12 protein-coding genes and 1 pseudogene are annotated in these 17,541 nt (G+C 63.3%); 8 read left to right on the forward strand and 5 right to left on the reverse strand.

From position 1 onward, the window contains the following. The first annotated feature begins 40 nt into the window (after positions 1–40). Positions 41–1,111, forward strand: coding sequence for an AI-2E family transporter (locus WS68_RS22665; protein WP_059572865.1), 1,071 nt, complete (start codon positions 41–43; stop codon positions 1,109–1,111). Positions 1,112–1,238: 127 nt separating this feature from the next. Next, a complete protein-coding gene (locus WS68_RS22670; RefSeq protein WP_059572867.1) occupies positions 1,239–1,637 on the forward strand; it encodes a hypothetical protein in 399 nt (132 codons plus the stop codon). Positions 1,638–1,768: 131 nt separating this feature from the next. Here WS68_RS22670 and WS68_RS22675 read toward each other — a convergent pair. Beyond that, positions 1,769–2,568, reverse strand: a pseudogene (locus WS68_RS22675) (SDR family NAD(P)-dependent oxidoreductase). A 321-nt stretch (positions 2,569–2,889) separates the two neighbouring features. Continuing rightward, entirely contained in the window at positions 2,890–4,401 is a 1,512-nt protein-coding gene (gene pdxR, locus WS68_RS22680; protein WP_059572869.1) for a MocR-like pyridoxine biosynthesis transcription factor PdxR, read from the reverse strand. A gap of 108 nt (positions 4,402–4,509) precedes the next feature. On the opposite strand from pdxR, the gene WS68_RS22685 reads away from it, so the two are divergent. The 6 genes from WS68_RS22685 to WS68_RS22715 all read left to right on the forward strand — a co-directional run bounded on the left by WS68_RS22685 (position 4,510) and on the right by WS68_RS22715 (position 14,120). Beyond that, positions 4,510–5,211, forward strand: a complete 702-nt coding sequence (locus WS68_RS22685; protein ID WP_059573131.1) for a pyridoxamine 5'-phosphate oxidase family protein — start codon at positions 4,510–4,512, stop codon at positions 5,209–5,211. Positions 5,212–5,530: 319 nt separating this feature from the next. Next, positions 5,531–7,117 (forward strand): hypothetical protein, encoded by a 1,587-nt coding sequence (locus WS68_RS27975; RefSeq protein ID WP_156429619.1) that lies wholly within the window; start codon positions 5,531–5,533, stop codon positions 7,115–7,117. Between the two features lie 993 nt (positions 7,118–8,110). Further along, positions 8,111–10,351 (forward strand): TonB-dependent siderophore receptor, encoded by a 2,241-nt coding sequence (locus WS68_RS22700; protein ID WP_059572874.1) that lies wholly within the window; start codon positions 8,111–8,113, stop codon positions 10,349–10,351. 342 nt (positions 10,352–10,693) lie between these two features. Next, positions 10,694–11,332, forward strand: a complete 639-nt coding sequence (gene pnuC, locus WS68_RS22705; protein WP_059572876.1) for a nicotinamide riboside transporter PnuC — start codon at positions 10,694–10,696, stop codon at positions 11,330–11,332. Between the two features lie 31 nt (positions 11,333–11,363). Then, entirely contained in the window at positions 11,364–12,596 is a 1,233-nt protein-coding gene (locus WS68_RS22710) for a phosphotransferase enzyme family protein (RefSeq protein ID WP_059573132.1), read from the forward strand. A gap of 306 nt (positions 12,597–12,902) precedes the next feature. Next, on the forward strand, positions 12,903–14,120 hold the full coding sequence (locus tag WS68_RS22715) for an acyl-CoA dehydrogenase family protein (RefSeq protein WP_059572878.1): 1,218 nt from the start codon (positions 12,903–12,905) through the stop codon (positions 14,118–14,120). 178 nt (positions 14,121–14,298) lie between these two features. On the opposite strand, the gene WS68_RS27980 is transcribed toward WS68_RS22715, so the two are convergent. From WS68_RS27980 to WS68_RS22720, 3 genes are all read right to left on the reverse strand, one after another. After that, positions 14,299–15,288: a hypothetical protein gene (locus WS68_RS27980; protein ID WP_156429620.1), complete on the reverse strand. Its 990-nt coding sequence runs from the start codon at positions 15,286–15,288 to the stop codon at positions 14,299–14,301. A 567-nt stretch (positions 15,289–15,855) separates the two neighbouring features. Beyond that, positions 15,856–16,014 (reverse strand): hypothetical protein, encoded by a 159-nt coding sequence (locus WS68_RS27985; RefSeq protein WP_156429621.1) that lies wholly within the window; start codon positions 16,012–16,014, stop codon positions 15,856–15,858. Positions 16,015–16,321: 307 nt separating this feature from the next. Then, positions 16,322–17,503, reverse strand: coding sequence for an acyl-CoA dehydrogenase family protein (locus WS68_RS22720; RefSeq protein WP_059573133.1), 1,182 nt, complete (start codon positions 17,501–17,503; stop codon positions 16,322–16,324). Positions 17,504–17,541: the final 38 nt, after the last annotated feature.

Raw genomic sequence — 17,541 nt, forward strand, 5'->3', positions numbered from 1 at the left:
GCTTCGCTGACATCGAGCCCTTCTTCTTTCAGGCATCCTCATGGTTCAGAACGCTAGCGCTGCCCCGGATTCGCCCGGCCGCCCAAGCCGGCAGTCGATCGCACTCGGCGTGTTGTATACGGCGCTCGTCGCGCTTGCATTGTGGGTGATCCGCGATTTCGTTCCCGCGATCGCGTGGGCAGGCGTGGTCGCGATCGCGCTGTGGCCGGCGTTGCGCCGCATCGATGCGCACCGATGGTTTCACGGCCGCACGACGCTCGTCGCGGCGGCGTTGACAACGGCCGTTGCGCTGCTCGTCGTCGTGCCGATCGCGGTGGGGCTTGCCGAGGCGGTCGATCAGAGCCATGAGCTGTTCGGCTGGCTGCATCGCGTCCAGGAGACCGGCATTCCGGCGCCGGACGCGCTGTCGCATTTGCCGTTCGGCGCGCAGCAGGCGCGCGCATGGTGGCAAGCGCATCTGGCCCAGCCGTTGCATCCGGCGACCGCGGTCAAGGGTGTCGACGGCGGAGCGGTGGTGACGTTCGGCCGGCATTTCGGTTCGCGGCTCGCGCACGCGGCGATGCTGTTCGGCTTCATGTTGGTTACGCTGTTCGTGATCTTTCAGGCGGGGCCGCGCCTGTCGAGCGCGCTGCTGACAGGCGTGCAACGCGCGTTCGGCGAAAATGGCGCCGCGCTGCTCAAGCGAATGGCCGCGGCGGTCTACGGGACGGTGACGGGGCTCGTCGTCGTCGGTCTCGGCGAAGGCGTGCTGCTTGGCATTGCCTATGCGCTCGCCGGTTTGCCGCACGCGGCGCTGCTCGGGCTCGTGACGGCCATCGCGGCGATGCTGCCGTTTTGCGCGCCGCTCGTATTTTGCGGTGCCGCATTGTGGCTGTTCGCCCAGGGCGCGGTGGGCTGGGCGATCGGCCTGGCGGTGTTCGGTTTCGTGGTGGCATTCGTCGCCGAGCATTTCGTGCGGCCGGTGTTGATCGGCAGTTCGGCGCGGCTGCCGTTCCTGCTGGTGCTGTTTGGCATCCTGGGTGGCGCGGAGACGTTCGGGCTGCTCGGATTATTCGTCGGCCCGGCATTAATGACGGTGCTGACTGTATTGTGGGTCGAATGGGTCGATTGATCGTTGAAACGGGATGAGTTTGCGTTGTTTTTCGGACTCCTTTTAGAAATTCAATAAAAGGCAGCCGAAACGTCGATTACGATCGGATTTTTCACTGCGACGGCGTTGTGCCGCATGGTTACGCAGCATGGCATTCCAGACGACGATCCGAACCGCCTCCGCCCAAGCGCTCGCTTGGCCGCTCGCCGCTGCGTTGGTGGTCAGCGGCTGCTCGTGGTTCGGCGGCGCCGAAACGTTTTCATACGCGAAGCTGCCGGTGCCCAGGGCGGCTGCTCAGCCGGGCGCCACACAGACGCAAATCGTGAAGGCCGGCGGCAATTCGGCGAGCGTGCGGATGATGCGCAACGGCGCAGGCGTTTGTTACAACTACGAGCTGTATCACGGCTACGAGCATCGTTCGTACTATGTCGTGTTCGACCGGCGCGGCGCGGTGGCGCGGCACGGTTTCGCGACTTGCGCGGAGGCGGACCGCAAGGCATTGCTGCGCGACAGCGGTAACGGCGGCCGTCCGGCCGCGCATACGTGAGCGCAGACGGCCGCTCGCGGCGGGCAGCCTGCCTCGCAGACTGCTGATTCGGCGCGCGGCGCAATGCCGAGCGACGGCCGCCGAACGCCGGGCGTTCTGCTCGTCCGGCACGGCGCACGCAGCAGCCTGCGTTACGCGATCGTGTCGATGACGCCGCCGTCCACACGCAGTGCGGCCCCCGTGGTTGCCGACGCCTGCGGAGAGCACACATAGACGACGAGATTCGCCACCTCCTCGGCGCTGGCAGGCCGTTGGATGATCGAACTCGCGCGATGCGTGCGGACGAACTCGAGGGCGACCTGCTCGATCGTCTTGCCGGTTTCGTCGGCCGCGCTCTTCAACACAACATCGTTTTCACGCCGTCGGACATCGTCGGGCCGGGCAGCACCGCGTTGACGGTCACGCGGGTGCCTGCCGCGAGTTTCGCAAGCCCGCGCGAGATCGAGAGCTGAGCGGTTTTCGTGAAACCGTAGTGGATCATGTCGGCTGGAATGTTGAGCGCCGATTCCGACGAAATGAACACGACCCGACCCCAGTCGCGCTCGATCATCGTCTTCAGATAATGTCGCGCGAGCCGCACACCCGACATGACGTTGACCTGGAAGAAATGTTCCCATTCGGCGTCATCGATATCGAAGAACGGCTTCGGGCCGTAAATGCCCGCGTTGTTCACGAGGATATCGACGACCGGCGCGGCGTCGATCACGCGTTGCGAGCCTTCGGCACTCGACAAATCGGCGGCGACGCCCTGTACGCTCGCGCCAGGCGAGGCCACGCGCAAATGCGCGAGTGCGGCTTTCACGGATTCGTCGCTACGGCCGTTGATGATCAGGTGCGCGCCGGCACGCGCAAGCCCTTCGGCGATCGCCAGGCCGATGCCTGCGGTCGAGGCGGTGACGAGGGCGGTTTTACCGGTCAAATCGATATGCATGGGCAGACTCCGCAAATGGATCGAATGGCGCGCCGCGCGCCGCGCGGCGGCGGGACGATTAGCTTAGACGAAAGCGGAAATGTCGGTTGGCTGCGGGATCGGCGGGTTTTGCGGCGTTGAGTTTCGCAGCGGATTTCGTCCGGCGCGTGCGCATGCGCGTTGCATCGGGCGCACGCGGGCGTTGGCCGGAGCGTTGTGGCACGCGTGACCGCGCGCGCTGCAGCCGCCGTGCGCTATGCACGGTTTTTCAACGCTTGGGAGGGCGCGGCGCACCGCGCCGGCAAGCCGCGCTTGCCCTGTATCGGGCGGTGCGCGTGGGCATCAAGCCCGGCGTCGCGTGCGCCGCGCATCGTCGATTGCCGCGCCGAGCCGCCGCACGCATGCGTCGATCTGCTCGGTGCGCACCGCGCCGTAACCGAGCACGAAGCCGTTGTAAGCGGCGCTCGCGGAGGCGCCCGTCGCCGGGTCCGGCATGCAAAAGCGCGATAGCGCGCGAACCGTGATCGAGTGTGCGCCTGCCGTGCGCGCGACGTCGGTGTCAGCGACATCCGTATCGAGGCGCGCGGATAAATGCATGCCTCCCGCACCGCCCGATACCGTCAGCACGCCGCCGAGATGACGTATCAGCGCGTCTTGCAGCGCGTCTCGGCGCTCAGCGTACAGCCTCCGCATCCGGCGCAGATGGCGCGTGAAATGGCCGGCGTCGATGAAATCGGCGAGCGCGAGCTGCTCGGCCAAGCGCCCGCGCGGCGCGAGCGCGCCGACGGTCTTGCGCAACGCCGGCTCAAGTGCCGGCGGTGCGACGACGAAACCGATCCGCAACGCAGGAAACATCGTTTTGCTGAACGTGCCGAGATAAACGGCGGGCGCGTCGTCGCCAAAGCTTTGCAGCGCGGCGAGCGGCGCGCCGTAGTGGCGGAACTCGCTGTCGTAGTCATCCTCGACGATCCACGCGCCTGCTGCTCGTGCGCGACCGACGAGTGCGATGCGCCGCTCGACGCTCATCACCGCGCCGAGCGGATATTGATGCGACGGCGTGATGTAGATGAGCCGAGGCGGGCAGGTGCGCCAATGCCGCTCGGTCGGCGCGAGCCCGTCGGCATCGACGGGAATCGGCACGAGCCGCAAATCGGCCGCTGCGAACGCGGCGCGCGCGCCGCCATAGCCGGGGTTTTCGATCCAGGCGGTGTCGCCCGCGTCAGCGAGCGTGCGCGCGCACAGGTCGAGGCCGTGCTGCGTGCCGTCGGTGATGAATACCTGCTGCGCGTCGCAGCCGATGCCGCGCGACACGCGCAGATACTCGGCAATCGCCTGACGCAGCCGCAAATTGCCGCCGACGCTCGCATACCGGAGCTGCCCGGCGCTGATGCGCCGCCATGCACGCTCGAGCGCGCGCCGCCACGATGCGAGCGGAAACTCGTCGAGTGCCGGCATGCCGGGCAGAAACGGCAGCGGGTCGTCGTGATCGTCGAGCTCGCCGTCGGCATCCGGCAACTGCGCGATGCGGCGCGACAGCGCGGGTTTTACATAGGCCGTGCGCGCGCCGGGGACGGGTGCGCACAGGCCCACGCGCGCGACCATCGTGCCTTGTCTGGTCGCGACGGCGAAGCCTTCGGCCGAAAGCCGCTCATATGCATACAGCACCGAATTGCGCGCGATGCGCAGCGTCTCGGCGAGCGCGCGCGACGACAACAGAAACGTACCCGGTTCAAGTGTGCCGTTCAGGATCGCCGCGCGCAGGCACGCATACAGCCGATGCTGCTGCGATGCACGTGCGAGTGCGTCATTCGCGTCATCGCGCTCGAAGTTCGACAGCAACACGCCATAGTCCATCGTGGCTCCAAAATTAATTGATTACGTGGGTCTATGAATGGTGCCATGAATTTTTTATTGTTGCGCCTGTTCATGACACATCCGTTCAATCAGATAGGGACCACGCCGATGACTTCACCCGCAACCGATTTGCCGGGCACCGAGCCCGCCGAAGCTTCCGCGCCGGCTGCTGCCAGCCCGCGCACCCGCGTGCGTCGCGAAGCGCATCGCGCGCATTACGACCGCGCGAGCCTCGATGCGATTCTCGACGATGCCTACGTGTGTCACGTCGCGTTTGCCGACGCATCCGGCATCCATTGCATTCCGACCGCCTGCTGGCGCGAACGCGATCATCTGTATATTCACGGCTCGAACGGCAGCCGGATGCTCAAGCTCGCGGCGACGGGCGCGCAGGTCTGCGTGACCGTGACGCATCTCGACGGCATCGTGCTCGCGCGCTCGGCATTCAATCATTCGATGAACTATCGATCGGCCGTGATCTACGGCGTATTCGAGGTCGTGCCGGACGCGCGCAAGGCGGCGGCGCTCGACGTGTTCGTCGAGCGGATCGCGCCGGGCCGCAGCCGCGACGCGCGGCCGGGCGACGCGAACGAGCTTGCGGCTACCACCATACTGCGTATTGCACTCGACGAGGCCGTGGCGAAGATTCGCACGGGAGGCCCGAGCGACGACGAAGCGGATCTGAATCGGCCGGTATGGGCGGGCGTGCTGCCGCTGAGGGTCGCGCGCTTCGCGCCGCTCGCGGATGCGGCGCCGGCCGGCACGCCCGATTATGTGCGCCGCTGGCAGGACGCGGCGCCGTTGGCCTGAACTGGCGCGGCGCTCCGGCTGGCTCGCTCGTTCAGGTTCGCCGCGCGCGCCCGGTGAACCCGATCAGGGGTTCGAAGCATCGAAGCATGGCCGGCGTGCGATCAATGGCAAGAGCTATGCAAAGGCATGTGCTTGCGCCGAAGCTGTCCTATGCACGGGGATCAAATCGGACACCTCATTTCGTGCGATGCATGATGCATTTCGGAATGCGCACGCGAACGTTTGCGATTTATCGATTAGGCTGTTTCCCGATGATTTTTCCGCCTCTCGCATGGTGCGTGCGGGAAAGAAAATGGGAAGTTTTATTGGGGATTTCTAAATGCCGACGACAATGAATTCGAGCAGCCACTTGAGCGGCGTGCGCGTATCCAACGCCCCGAGCTTGCAAGATCAGGCGCAAGCAGGCATAAGCGAGACGGTATCGATGGGGGCCGTCCAGGGGCTGAATCCTGGCGTGTCGCAACATCTGAGGCAAACCGTTTATGCCGATGGAGCGACAAGTCCGCAAGCGCCGGATCAAGGGGCGCTCCAAGGGGATCAGGTGCCGCGGCAGCGCACTAGGCGGGGCGGCTACGATCACTATCGAGTCAATCCCTCGTCGGGAGCCTTGCCAGCGTCGGTTCATCGCGTGATGGACGAAGCCGGGCAGATTTACGATGAGGCGAGGGCCATTATCTTGCCTGGCCGCCAAACAGTCGGGCAGGTTCAGGAGATTGTCGAGCAGACCAATCACGCAACGCATCTCGTCACAGATGTGCAGAGCGAGACCAATGAGGCCACCAGCCTAACTAATGAAGCGATGATGTTGTCTAGTCAGCGCGGCCCGTCACAACGGATATGGCTGGCCATCCACGCCGCGCGGCACAACATCGATCTGGCTCGCGCGCATATGGCGCAGGCCCGCGCTTATATGGACCAGGCCAGGCCACGGATTCAACCGGCGCGCGGCGTGGTCGATCAAGTGCTGGATAGGCTCGCGGCTCCCGCGGAACAGGCGCGGCGCGAACAGGCGCAGACCGACGTTCAGCGTGTACTGCAGGATATCGATCATGAAATCAATAACGCGCCTATCAATTGGGATCTGTCGGGCTTGCGAGCCGGTCGGCAGCACTTGCGGCAGGCGCGCAATAATTTGATTGCTCTTCAGCCCAGTTTGACCGACGCGCGCGCTAGGCTTCAGGAAGCCGATGACAGGCTGACGGCGTTGCAGCGGGAACTGGCAAATGCCGAGGAAATTTTGCGCACGGACGAGCAGAATCTTCAGCACGTTCTGCAAACGCTGGAAACCACGCAGGATCGTGGCGCGGGACCAGGACCGGGACCAGGCGGTTCCGGTTCCGGTTCCGGCCGCGTGGACGCACCAAGCGGCGGTTCGCGGTCTAAAAAACCGCGGATCGATGCCGGCCGTCAGGAACCTGGCGCCGCGGCTGAACCGTCTTCCCGTGGCGCAGGTTCGAGCCAGGGCGATTCGGCATTGGACTCGTCCTATGGCCGGCGCATTCATAGCAGCACGTCGGAAGATCCCGCGGGCGAATTTGCCGCGCCTTCGCCGTTGGGGCGGGCCGAGCGGGTGGACCATTTGCTGGACGAAGGTGCGGCCGGATTCGAGCCGGTGCAAAGACAGCGACTGAGAAGCGCGCTGCTGAGAACGTTCGATGATCAACATGGCCAGATATTGATCGATAACGCCGATCCGGCGATACAGGATGGCCGGATCCGCTTCAACTTGATGAGCGGCCTCCAGAAAAGCGGCATGAACGTGGTGGACGCGGGCAATCATCACGCATGGGTGAACGTCGATTTTCCGAACGGCGATGCCGAACACAATTCGGACATGCTTCGGGGGCTGCTGCAGCAGGCGCTCGATATCAGCACGGGCATCGATATCGTGCCGATGTCACGGTGAGAATGAGGATCGCTAACAAAGCGTGCGCGGCGGCGGCTATTTCTCACGTGGTGCAGTGAAGCCAGGCATCGTCGCGCACGCCGGCGCGTCCGGTGCGACATCGAGCGCATGCATAATCGGTCGGCACGCGCACGATTCGTCCGTTCGGCGGCTGGAGCGCGGATTTGTGCTTGACCGATCGACACGCCGACGTCCGCACCCGTCAGCGGCGGAATCGTCGGGATCCGGCTGACATGCCGGATCATGCGCGGCTCGAACCGGGGCGCGCAAGCGGACGATATGATCATGCAAGCCCGGCGCGCGCCGGCGTATCAAAAGCGATCAGCCGCGGATTGCGTCTAACCGAAGCCGTGGCCCACTTGGCCATTAATCGCGCGATGATGGGCGCGAGCCGGCTCAACAGTAGGCGTCGATGCGATAATCCCGCCTGCACCGGCCGTCTGACGAATCCCACCTGTAAGCTACCTTCCAATCGACGTTGCATCTGCTTGGCCACGATAGGCCGCTCGGAGCGGCGTCCCCGTACTGAAAGCGGGCTCGGAGGCGCGGGAGCACGCGCGGGACGATCTCGCTAACCGGGAAGCTCAAGCCGATCGCGCACTGACCAGCTTTGCCGCGTCCGGCGCGGTGGCCCTGACCGGGAAAGACGCGTCGCAGTGATCTCCGGTTCGGCTCGTGCGTTCGGGGTGCAGGAGCGGCTCGCCGTCTTGTCGCGCCGCTCGATCTGTTTCGTCAGCGCCGGTCGCAACAGGCGCGGTGCGTGCGACGCATTGTCGGGGTGCGATGATGCAGCGAGGCTCGCGGACGATTTTAGGGCGTGCAAGTGCATGGCTGACAGTGATCGCCGGCCGCCAGCGATGCCATGGACAAATCTCGGCGCGTATCGCCGAACCGGTGTCGCGTATGCCGCCAAGCAACTGGGCAGCGCGCTTTCGAGCCGTTGGCGGGATAGTTTGCATCTCGAATGAATGGATTTGTATATTCCGGATCAAGATGAAGAGTGGAAAGTCGTGGTCGTTACGGCATAGGCGGAGTTGGGGGTGGCATGCACGGCTCGGGGTCGGGCTCGGCACGACGATGATCGCCGCACAGGCGGTGGCGCAGGCGGAGGCGAGCGTTTCCGCGTCTCAAGCCGACGCGAATGCGCGCAGCCAGGTATTGCCGACCGTCGTCGTGAACGGCGAGCGTGACAATGCGTGGCGAGCGCGGCGGGCGTCGATCGCGGGCTACGATGATGCGTTGTTGCGCGATACGCCCGCCTCCGTCAGCGTCGTCACGCGCGCGCAGCTCGACGATCAGCAGGCGAAGCGGTTGAGCGACGTCGTCAAAAACGACGCATCGGTGAACCATGATTACGCACCGATCGGCTATTACGAGGGTTTTTCGATTCGCGGTTTCGCGATCGATCCGGCTAGCGCTTACCGGATCGATGGGCTGACGATCTCCGGCGAGCAGAACGTGCCGCTCGAAAACAAGGAGAGCGTCGAGATCCTGAAGGGGCTTGCTGGTATCGACAGCGGCGTGATCGCGCCCGGCGGCGTCGTCAATTTCGTCACCAAGCGCTCGGCGAACGTCGCGAGCGTGACAGCGGGATTCGATAGCCGCGGATCGGCGTCGGCCGTGCTCGATTTGGGCAGGCGCTTCGGCGTCGACAATCAGTTCGGCATCCGGATCAATGCGGCGAAGGAAAACATGCACTCGTATGTAGACGGCGCGAACGGGCGGCGCAGTTTCGCGTCGATCGCGGCCGATTGGGACATCAGCCCGCGCGCGAGCCTGCAGCTCAATGCCGAATTTCAGCAGTGGATTCAGCGCTCGGTGCCGGGCTATCAATTGCTCGGCGGCGAGATCGTGCCGGGCGTCGCGGCGCGCTCGAAGCTGCTCGGCGCACAGCCGTGGGCGAAGCCGCTGACGACCGATGCGCTGAATTTGAACGGCCGCTTCGACTACCGGTTCGACGACGCGTGGCGCGCGTATGTCGCGATCGGCCGCAGCCGCACGATGATCGACGACAACGTCGCGTTTGCGTATGGCTGTGCGTATGTGCCGACTTGCGGCGCGGGCGGCACCTCGCCGTTTTTCTTCGGCGCGAACGGTGATTACGACGTCTACGATTTTCGCAGCCCCGGCGAGTACCGTCGCAACGACGACGCACGCGCCGTGGTGACGGGGAAGTTTTCAAGCGGCGCGATCCGGCACGAGTTGACGTTCGGCATGGGGGTGCAGCGGCGAGTGGTGCATCTGGCCGAGGCGGTGTACGACTATGTCGGCTCCGAGAACGTCTATGGGCCGGACCAGACCTTCTCGCCGTCGCAGAACCTCGCGGGAGCGTCGTATCCGCAACTCGACGCATGGCAGTACACGGTGTTCGGCATCGACCGGATTTCATTCAACGATCGTTGGCAAGTGCTCGCCGGCGGCAAGCAAGTATGGTTGCGCCAGAAGAGTTGGACGAGTATCGGCGGCGCGGCGTCGCGTACCGATCGCACCAAGTTCTTGCCTCAGTTGGCGCTCGTCTACAAGCCGGCCCGTGCGTTGTCGCTCTATGCGTCGTATAGCGAAGCGTTGTCGCTCGGCGAGCAGGCGCCCGTGCGCGCGAGCAACGCGTATGCGTTTTTGCCTCCTGTCGAGTCGCATCAGTACGAGCTTGGCGCGAAATACGATTGGCTGAACCGGTTGAGCTTGACGGCGGCGGTGTTCTCGATCGACAAGCCGTTCGAGTATGCGCGGCCCGATGCGTCGAGCGCCGGTTATACGTTCGTGCAGCGTGGCACCGAGCGTCATCAGGGCATCGAACTCGGCGTGGCCGGGCGGGTGACGCAGCGGCTATCGCTCACCGCGAGCGTGGCGGCAATTCGCGCGCGTGCGCATGATTCGGGCACGCCCGCTTATGAAGCCCATCAGGTGATCAACGTACCGGCGCTGCGCGCGTCGCTCTACGCCGATTACGCGATGCCCGGCGTTGCGGGGCTCGATTTGCTCGGCGGCGTGAACTACAGCGCGAGCCGCAACGCGAACGAAACGGGAACGGCGCGCGTGCCGTCGTGGTTCGTGTTCAATGTCGGCGCGCGCTACACGACGAAGCTCGGCGCTCACCGGGCGGTAGTGCGTCTATCGATCGATAACCTGTTCAACAAGACCTACTGGCAGGACGCGGGAGAACAACAGGGCGACGCGTATCTGTTTCTCGGGGCGCCGCGCACCGCGCGCGTGTCGGTCACGTACCATTTCTGATGGCGCTGCTTACCGAAGCTTCACGCATGAGGCGTGTGATGCTGGTACACGGGTACATCCATTCGTGGACCCACGCCGCGAGTTTTTATGTCGCACGCGACGCGGGGAGAGGCGATGCCGCCAGGCCCGGCGTCGAAATCGCCGTGCGAGGTCCGGCGTTCGGCGGTGCGCTGTCGCATTTTGCACGGCAGTGCTGTTGCGTCCCTATGTGCAGTGGCTCGCGTCGCACGGGGTGCTACGTTATCCTGAGCAAAGCGTCCGCGCGGCGGCTCATGCATTCGTGCCGGGTGCGGGCGGTCGGCGGCGCGCCGGCGCTCTTCCGAAACCGGAGATCGATAGATCATGTCGATAGTTGAAATAGTCGGCGTAGCGGTCAGCGCGCTCGCGATCTGGCTCACCGCGCAGCGGCGGATGTGGTGCTGGCCTGTGGGGCTCGTGTCGGTCGCGCTGTACGGGTGGATTTTCTTTGATGCGAAGCTGTATTCCGACATGCTGCTGCAGGGCGCGTTTGCGGCGCTGCAGATCTATGGCTGGCACCGCTGGCTCGCACAGCGAGGCAGTGACGGCGCTAGCGATGGCAGTGCCGCGGGGCACGGCGACGTTGCGCCTGCCGCCGATGTCGGAATCGCGAAACTGGTGCCCGACATACTCGCGGCAATTGTCGGCAGCGTTGCGCTTGGTGCTGCGATGGCGCACTGGACCGACGCCGCGTTGCCGTTTATCGATGCGTCGCTGACTGCGTTCAGTCTGGTTGCGCAATATTGGACCGCGCGCCGCTATATCGCGTCGTGGGTGTTGTGGATCGCCGTCGATATTGTCTACGTCGGGATGTTCGTGTTCAAAGCGCTTTATCCGACAGCGGGCCTGTATGCGCTGTTCGTGGGCCTTGCCGTGATCGGCTGGCGTGACTGGCGCCGCGCGCTCGCGCGCGCTGCCGATGCCGGTTCGCACGCGCATTCGCATTCCGCCCGCCATTCGTGACGCTCAGCCGGATTATCGAGGAAATCAGTTCATGTCGATTCCATCCACGCGCGCCGGGCACTGCCCGCGCAACATCGGCGATGCGGCTGCTCGTGCCGACACGCCGCCGCAATTCGGCGTGTATGGCGAGCAGGCCGAGCGCGACTGGCCGTTGATCACGCACGACGAGGTGTCGGCCGTGCTCGCGAACTATGCCCAGCCCGGACCGCTCGCGGCGCTGTCGTGGCACAGCCCGCGGCCGTTCTCGGCGGCCGTGCTTGCAACGACGGCCCGCGGCGGCGAGTGGTTCATCAAACGCCATCACGTGAGCATTCGCGACGTCGCAGGGCTCGAAGAGGAGCATCGATTCATCGCGCATCTGCGCAGCCGGGGCGTGCCGGTTGCGGACGTGCTGTCGGCGCGCGACGGCGCGAGCGCGATCACCGTGGGCGATTGGACCTACGAAGTGCATGCGGCCGCGCCGGGCATTGACGTCTATCGCGGCGTGATGTCGTGGAAGCCTTTCGCGTATCCGTCGCATGCATATGAGGCCGGCCGCGCGCTGGCCCGGCTGCATCGGGCAGCGTCGGACTACGCCGCACCCGCGCGCCCCATCCGGCCGCTGTTGTCGAGCTTTCGGGCGTTGGCTTCGGCGGATCTGATGGACGCGCTCGATCAGTGGGTGGGCGCGCAGCCGACTCTAGTTCGCGCGCTCGCCGCATACGATTGGCGCCGCGATATCGCGCGAACGATCGGACCGTTTCATGCCCGCCTCGTGCCGCTATTGCCGGCGTTGCGCTCGTTGTGGACGCATGGCGACTGGCATGCGTCGAATCTGCTCTGGACCGATGGCGCACCCGGCGCGCAGGTGCGCACGGTGCTCGACTTCGGGCTGTCGGACCGGACCTGCGCGGTGCACGACATCGCGCTCGCGATCGAACGCAATACGATCGACTGGCTCGCTCCGGATGATGCCCGCTGCGTTGAGCGCGAGCAGATCGATGCGCTGCTCGACGGCTACGAATCGCTCGCGCCGCTCACGGACGACGAATATGCGGCGCTCGTCGCGTTGCTGCCGATCGTGCATGTCGAATTCGCGTTGTCCGAGGTTGCGTATTACGACGGCATTCTGAATTCGCCGCAAACGGCTGCCGAGGCTGCTTACGACGGCTATCTGCTTGGGCACGCGCGCTGGTTCTGCGCCCGCGACGGCATGCGCTTGCTCGATTGGCTGCGCGATCGTCCACGTGGGCTGGCCGGTGCGGACAACGCGGCGGCACGATGAGCGGGCGGCCCGGCGAATTGCAACACGCCGGCGGCTCTCCGGCGGCTCTCCGGCGGCGCGTGCGCTATTGATTGACGCGGATGCGCGGGCGCGGCGGCTGCGGCCGCCGCCAGTCGCCGCCAGTTGCCGCTCGCCGCCGCTCGGCATGCCTGTCGATTGTCTGCCGCCAATCTCTTGCACCGCATAACGAAAGCTGAAATTCATGGTTCGAGCGCGACGCGTGCGTTTCTATACTGTTGGTCCCATCATTGGCGCGCTTGCGGTTCCTACGCAAGCGCGCCTCATTCAACGACAAGGATTCCACGCATGAATGCCCCTCACGTCGCCATTGCGGACAACCGGCTGCAGGCGGCGCTCGACGCATTGCCCACGCTTGCAAAAGCGATCGGTACGGATGCGGCGGCGCGCGAAATGAGAAGGGAACTGCCGTATGACGGCTTCAAACTGTTTCGCCGCTCCGAGCTGGGGCAATTGCGCATTCCGGCGGAGTGGGGCGGGCTTGGCGGATCGCTCGAAGATCTGTTTCAGGTGATTACGGCGCTTGCCGCCGAAGATTCGAATCTCGCGCACGCGCTGCGCATTCATTACGACGTGACCGAAACACTGCGCCTGTCGCCGCGCACGCCATTCAACGATGTGCAGACACGGCGCGTGCTCGCGGGCGCGATCTTCGGCGGTGCGTCGACCGAGCGCGGCACGGCTAGGCCGGGCGAAAACACCGCGCGGCTGCGGTGCGACGGCGAGCATTTTCGTGCCACGGGCAAGAAATACTACGCGACCGGCACGGCATTTTCCGACTATGCGCGCATCAACGTGCAGGACGAGCAAGGCACTGACGTCGCGATCGTGATTCCAGTCGATCGAGAAGGCGTGCAACTGCTCGACGACTGGGACGGGATGGGGCAGCGGATGACCGCGAGCGGCAGCCTGTTGCTCGACGACGTGCTGGTTCACGCCGACGAGTTCGTCGAGCGCGACGGCTCGACGCTGATCGGCCGGCATACCGGCGCGTTGCGGCAACTGCATCTCGTCGCGACGGCAGCGGGTATCGTGCGCAACGTTGTTGCCGATGCGCGCGGCTACGTGATCAAGCATGGCCGGCCGGTGTTGCACAGTCCGGCGCCATCGGCGCGCGAGGATCAGTTCATTCAGCAGGTGATCGGCGAGCTGTCCGCGCATAGTCATGCGATCGATGCACTGGTGCGCGACAACGCCCGCGCGCTCGATCGCTCGTCGGACGCGATTCGCGCGAATGTCGCCGATGCCGATGCACTCGTGCTCGATAGCGCACTTGCCACCGCACGCACGCAACTCGTTGTCGGCAAGCTGGCATTACACGCGGCCGAGCGGATGTTCGAGGCGGGCGGCGCGTCGGCGACGTCGCGCGCGCATAACTTCGATCGCCATTGGCGCAATCTGCGCACGATCTTCAGCCACAATCCGCTGCTGCATAAGGCGCGGGTGGTGGGCGATTATGAATTGAATGGCGTGACGACGCATTTGAACGAAGGGCGCGTGTTTTGATTCGATAGTCGGAGGCGCCACTGCCGGAACAAAACTTCATGCTTAACTGGTGAGCAAGTCCGAAACAATTTTTTGACGTTCTATCACTCATTGCTGCCGGCAACTGCCTCGGAAAGACGGCAGTCGTCGCGGCCAAGGGTTGCGAGGTTCCGTCGCCTGGGCCCCTTGAGATTAATGATCATAAATCGCTCATGGCCTGAGTGACCGCATTCCCTCTGACTTGCTCTTCGGACGTCGCGGCCGGCGTCGCATTCAGTACGCCGGTTAGCCCATATTCTTCTTCGCTGGCTATTCCCTCTTCGTAAGCCGATTGCTCTTGATTAATCGCGAGCGTTTCTCCAGCGGAGTTCCGGGGCTCGGCTGGCGAGTCCGGCCACTCACCCTCTTCGTCAGGCTTGGTCGCAGAGCTTACACGTCTGCTCTGATCGAAGGCGCTTCGCAAATTCGTATCCATTGTGTAAGGATCGTTATGCAGCAGCGGGCTTCCATATTCTTTGTCCTGCGATACGGCATCCGGCTCCGGATGCCAAGAGGGAACGGGGTGATCGCCGATATCGAGAGTGGAGCCGAGCGCCGTTATGGGAACGGACTTGCCGGTCGGAATTGAATTCCAAATGACGTCGTCAATTATATTTTTCGGGTAATTTCCTCGGATATAGCCAGGGGTGGGGTTTGTGGAGTTTTTTACGAAGTTCGGGTCCGCATATAAATTAGGAAAATATTTTTGGAATGAGGCCTGGAAGGCTCGATTTTCTCCCCAGAATGGATCGCTGCCCGGGGCAGGCGATTGCCAGTTTTTTGTGCGATTTGGATCCGCAGTATCGACTTCGTGCCGTATGTCATATGGTAAATTCAATTGAGTATTAAAAGGCGACGCGCCTTCTTGAATCCGCTTGGTTTGATCCTGAGCCACCATCTTCTGTACCTGCTGTTGTTGGGCAGGAGAGAGTAGGCTGTAATAGGGATTGTGCTGGAGATTGGAATTAATCGCATCCTGATTGACCGAGCCATCCTTATTAAATGCCCATAGCAGAGATCCGTTATAGCTGGGTTGATTGGTCGGTATGACCGGGTTGACATTATCTCTGCTGGCGTATCGGTTGATGGTTTGCCAGGCCCATCCTCTTCCCCAATCTCCCGTTCCCTGCGCATTTCCATCGAATTCCATTGCCTTGCCATTGTATGCGTAGTGCCAGCCACTAGGGAGATCGCTAAAACCGGTGGCAAAGTACTGGCCGCCCGCCAGCAGAGGTTTTTGTTGGGTAACGGCATTGGCGGTGACTGGGAATAGGGCCGATTGAACTTCATTCCTGGCCTGTTGAGGGGTCTTTCCGTTTTGAATCGCCGTCGAGTATATATCTTGAAATTGATGGTTCGCTTGATTGACTGCGTAATCACGCTCCCGGTCATCCAGGGTTCCTGAGTTCGGATTGGTCGCTATATTGGCGCGCGTTATCTTCGGATCGATTTTTCCGTCTGCTGTGACAGGGTTTTGTAAATTATACCGAGAGTATCCAGGTAGCGATTTGCTGGAATAATTAAATTCGGAAGATGAATTATAGCCATTTCCGGGTTGTGAGATTATGGAATTTTGTTGTGGTTGCGAGATGGTCTTGTTGTTCGGGCCGGATGTTTGTTGGTTTAAATTAATTGAGCCGGTATTCGGTGCACTCTGGCGGATCGGCTGATTTGATAGGCTGTTGCCTGTGCCATGCTGGGCGGTTGGAAAAGCACCTTACTTGATTTGTTGTGTAACATCAGTTTTCATGCCTTGCATTGCTTGATTTGGTTTGTTTCTATTTGAGGTGAGATTTTGATTGGATTGGTGATTGGCCAGGTTGGGCGCGCCTGCCACATTATTCGATTGATTGCTGGAATTAATCTTGGACGACATGTTCGGCTCCTTGAGAGATCGCACGTTTCCCTGTGAGCTATGTGTCAACTCAAACTCAGAGAGGGGAGGGAATCGATGCTCGAAACAACGATTCACGTGATCAATCTATGCCACTGCTATCGGTCTCTCATCGGAACTGCGAAATCACATGTTGAAAATACGAAGAGGCGAGTGGGTATCGAGCGATTCCGGGGCGATGATGATTTGGTGATTAAATAATATTTAATATGTGAAAATAATTTGTCCTGTCATGAATTTATTTTTATGAGGCTGGGGATATCAAAATTACCGATATATTGCCCGCTGGCTAACCCAACGCCGCACGCCCCGCCTGACTGCGCAGCAACGTATTCGACGGCGCATGAATGCCGCCGCACAGCACATTGCGGTGATGCCGTTCAAGCGGATTGCGCCGCGCGAGACCGTGATTGCCCGCCAATTCGAGCGCGAGATCGACGGCGCGCGTCGCGTTGTCGATCGCGGTTTGCTTGACGACGGCGGCGAGCGACGATGGCGCGTCGCCGGCGTCGAAGTGCCGCGCATGGCTGTCGAGCAGCCATTCGTTGACGGCGAGCAGCGTCTCGATACGCCCGACGTGTTCCTGCACGCTCGGCAGGCTCGCGAGCGGCGCGCCGCCGAGCGCGCTCGGGCGGCGCTCGTTGAGAAAGCCAATGAGCCAATCGCGCGCGGCGCGTGCGACGCTGTCGTACACCGTGCTCACCAGGCTGAAGTACCACGCGGTGGCGTGCGGATCGCGTTGCAGCCCGAGCCGCGCGGGCCGCAAGCCGACGACGTCGTCGAGCGAAACCGCGACGTCGGCAAGAATCACGTCGTGGCTTACGCTTGCGCGCATGCCGATCGGGTCCCAGGTTTCGACGATTCGCACGCCGCCGGCATCGCGCGGCACCAGAAAATGCCCGAGACGCGGCTCGGGCTCGTCGGTTCGCGCGAGCACGCTGATCCACGACAGCAGCGGCCCGCCTGTCACGTACAGCTTGCGCCCGGACAACCGCCACGTATCGCCGTTACGGCGCGCGACGGTATCCGGCAAGCCACCGTGCGACGGCGAACCGAGTTCCGGCTCGACCTGGGCGGCGTTGACGAGCGCGCGGCCGTCGACCGATTGGCGTGCGAGACGGCGCGCGAGCGCGACGGGCCAGTCGCCGTTGCCGGAGCGCGCGGACTGGGTGATCGCCGCGTGTTGGCAATAATGCATCGACAGAATCAGCGCGACCGACGGATCGCCGTATGCAATCGCGCCGATCACTGCGCGCGCGGCTGCGAGGCCCGCGCCGTCGCCGCCGTATTCGCGATCGACGGTCAGGCGCAGCAGGCCGGCTGCCTGCAGTGCATCGAATTGCGCGGCGGGCGGCTCGCCCGTCGCGTCGTGATGGGCCGCGGCTTCGGCGAATTGCGCGGCGAGCTGTCGCGCACGCGCGAGCGGTGCGGGATCGGCGGCGGGATTCGGCAGAGGCGGGGTCGAACTCATCGTGGCTTCCTTGTCGAACGAAGAGATATCGCGCGCGG

Origin of the sequence: Burkholderia sp. TSV86 (assembly GCF_001522865.1) — a bacterium.
Taxonomy (GTDB): Bacteria; Pseudomonadota; Gammaproteobacteria; order Burkholderiales; family Burkholderiaceae; genus Burkholderia.

Excerpts from the sequence above, each read along its gene's own strand:
- WS68_RS22665 (WP_059572865.1), top strand. The coding sequence starts at position 41 with ATGGTTCAGAACGCTAGCGCTGCCCCGGATTCGCCCGGCCGCCCAAGC.
- WS68_RS22670 (WP_059572867.1), top strand. The coding sequence starts at position 1,239 with ATGGCATTCCAGACGACGATCCGAACCGCCTCCGCCCAAGCGCTCGCT.
- pdxR (WP_059572869.1), bottom strand. The coding sequence starts at position 4,401 with ATGGACTATGGCGTGTTGCTGTCGAACTTCGAGCGCGATGACGCGAAT.
- WS68_RS22685 (WP_059573131.1), top strand. The coding sequence starts at position 4,510 with ATGACTTCACCCGCAACCGATTTGCCGGGCACCGAGCCCGCCGAAGCT.
- WS68_RS27975 (WP_156429619.1), top strand. The coding sequence starts at position 5,531 with ATGCCGACGACAATGAATTCGAGCAGCCACTTGAGCGGCGTGCGCGTA.
- WS68_RS22700 (WP_059572874.1), top strand. The coding sequence starts at position 8,111 with ATGAAGAGTGGAAAGTCGTGGTCGTTACGGCATAGGCGGAGTTGGGGG.
- pnuC (WP_059572876.1), top strand. The coding sequence starts at position 10,694 with ATGTCGATAGTTGAAATAGTCGGCGTAGCGGTCAGCGCGCTCGCGATC.
- WS68_RS22710 (WP_059573132.1), top strand. The coding sequence starts at position 11,364 with ATGTCGATTCCATCCACGCGCGCCGGGCACTGCCCGCGCAACATCGGC.
- WS68_RS22715 (WP_059572878.1), top strand. The coding sequence starts at position 12,903 with ATGAATGCCCCTCACGTCGCCATTGCGGACAACCGGCTGCAGGCGGCG.
- WS68_RS27980 (WP_156429620.1), bottom strand. The coding sequence starts at position 15,288 with ATGGAATTCGATGGAAATGCGCAGGGAACGGGAGATTGGGGAAGAGGA.
- WS68_RS27985 (WP_156429621.1), bottom strand. The coding sequence starts at position 16,014 with ATGTCGTCCAAGATTAATTCCAGCAATCAATCGAATAATGTGGCAGGC.
- WS68_RS22720 (WP_059573133.1), bottom strand. The coding sequence starts at position 17,503 with ATGAGTTCGACCCCGCCTCTGCCGAATCCCGCCGCCGATCCCGCACCG.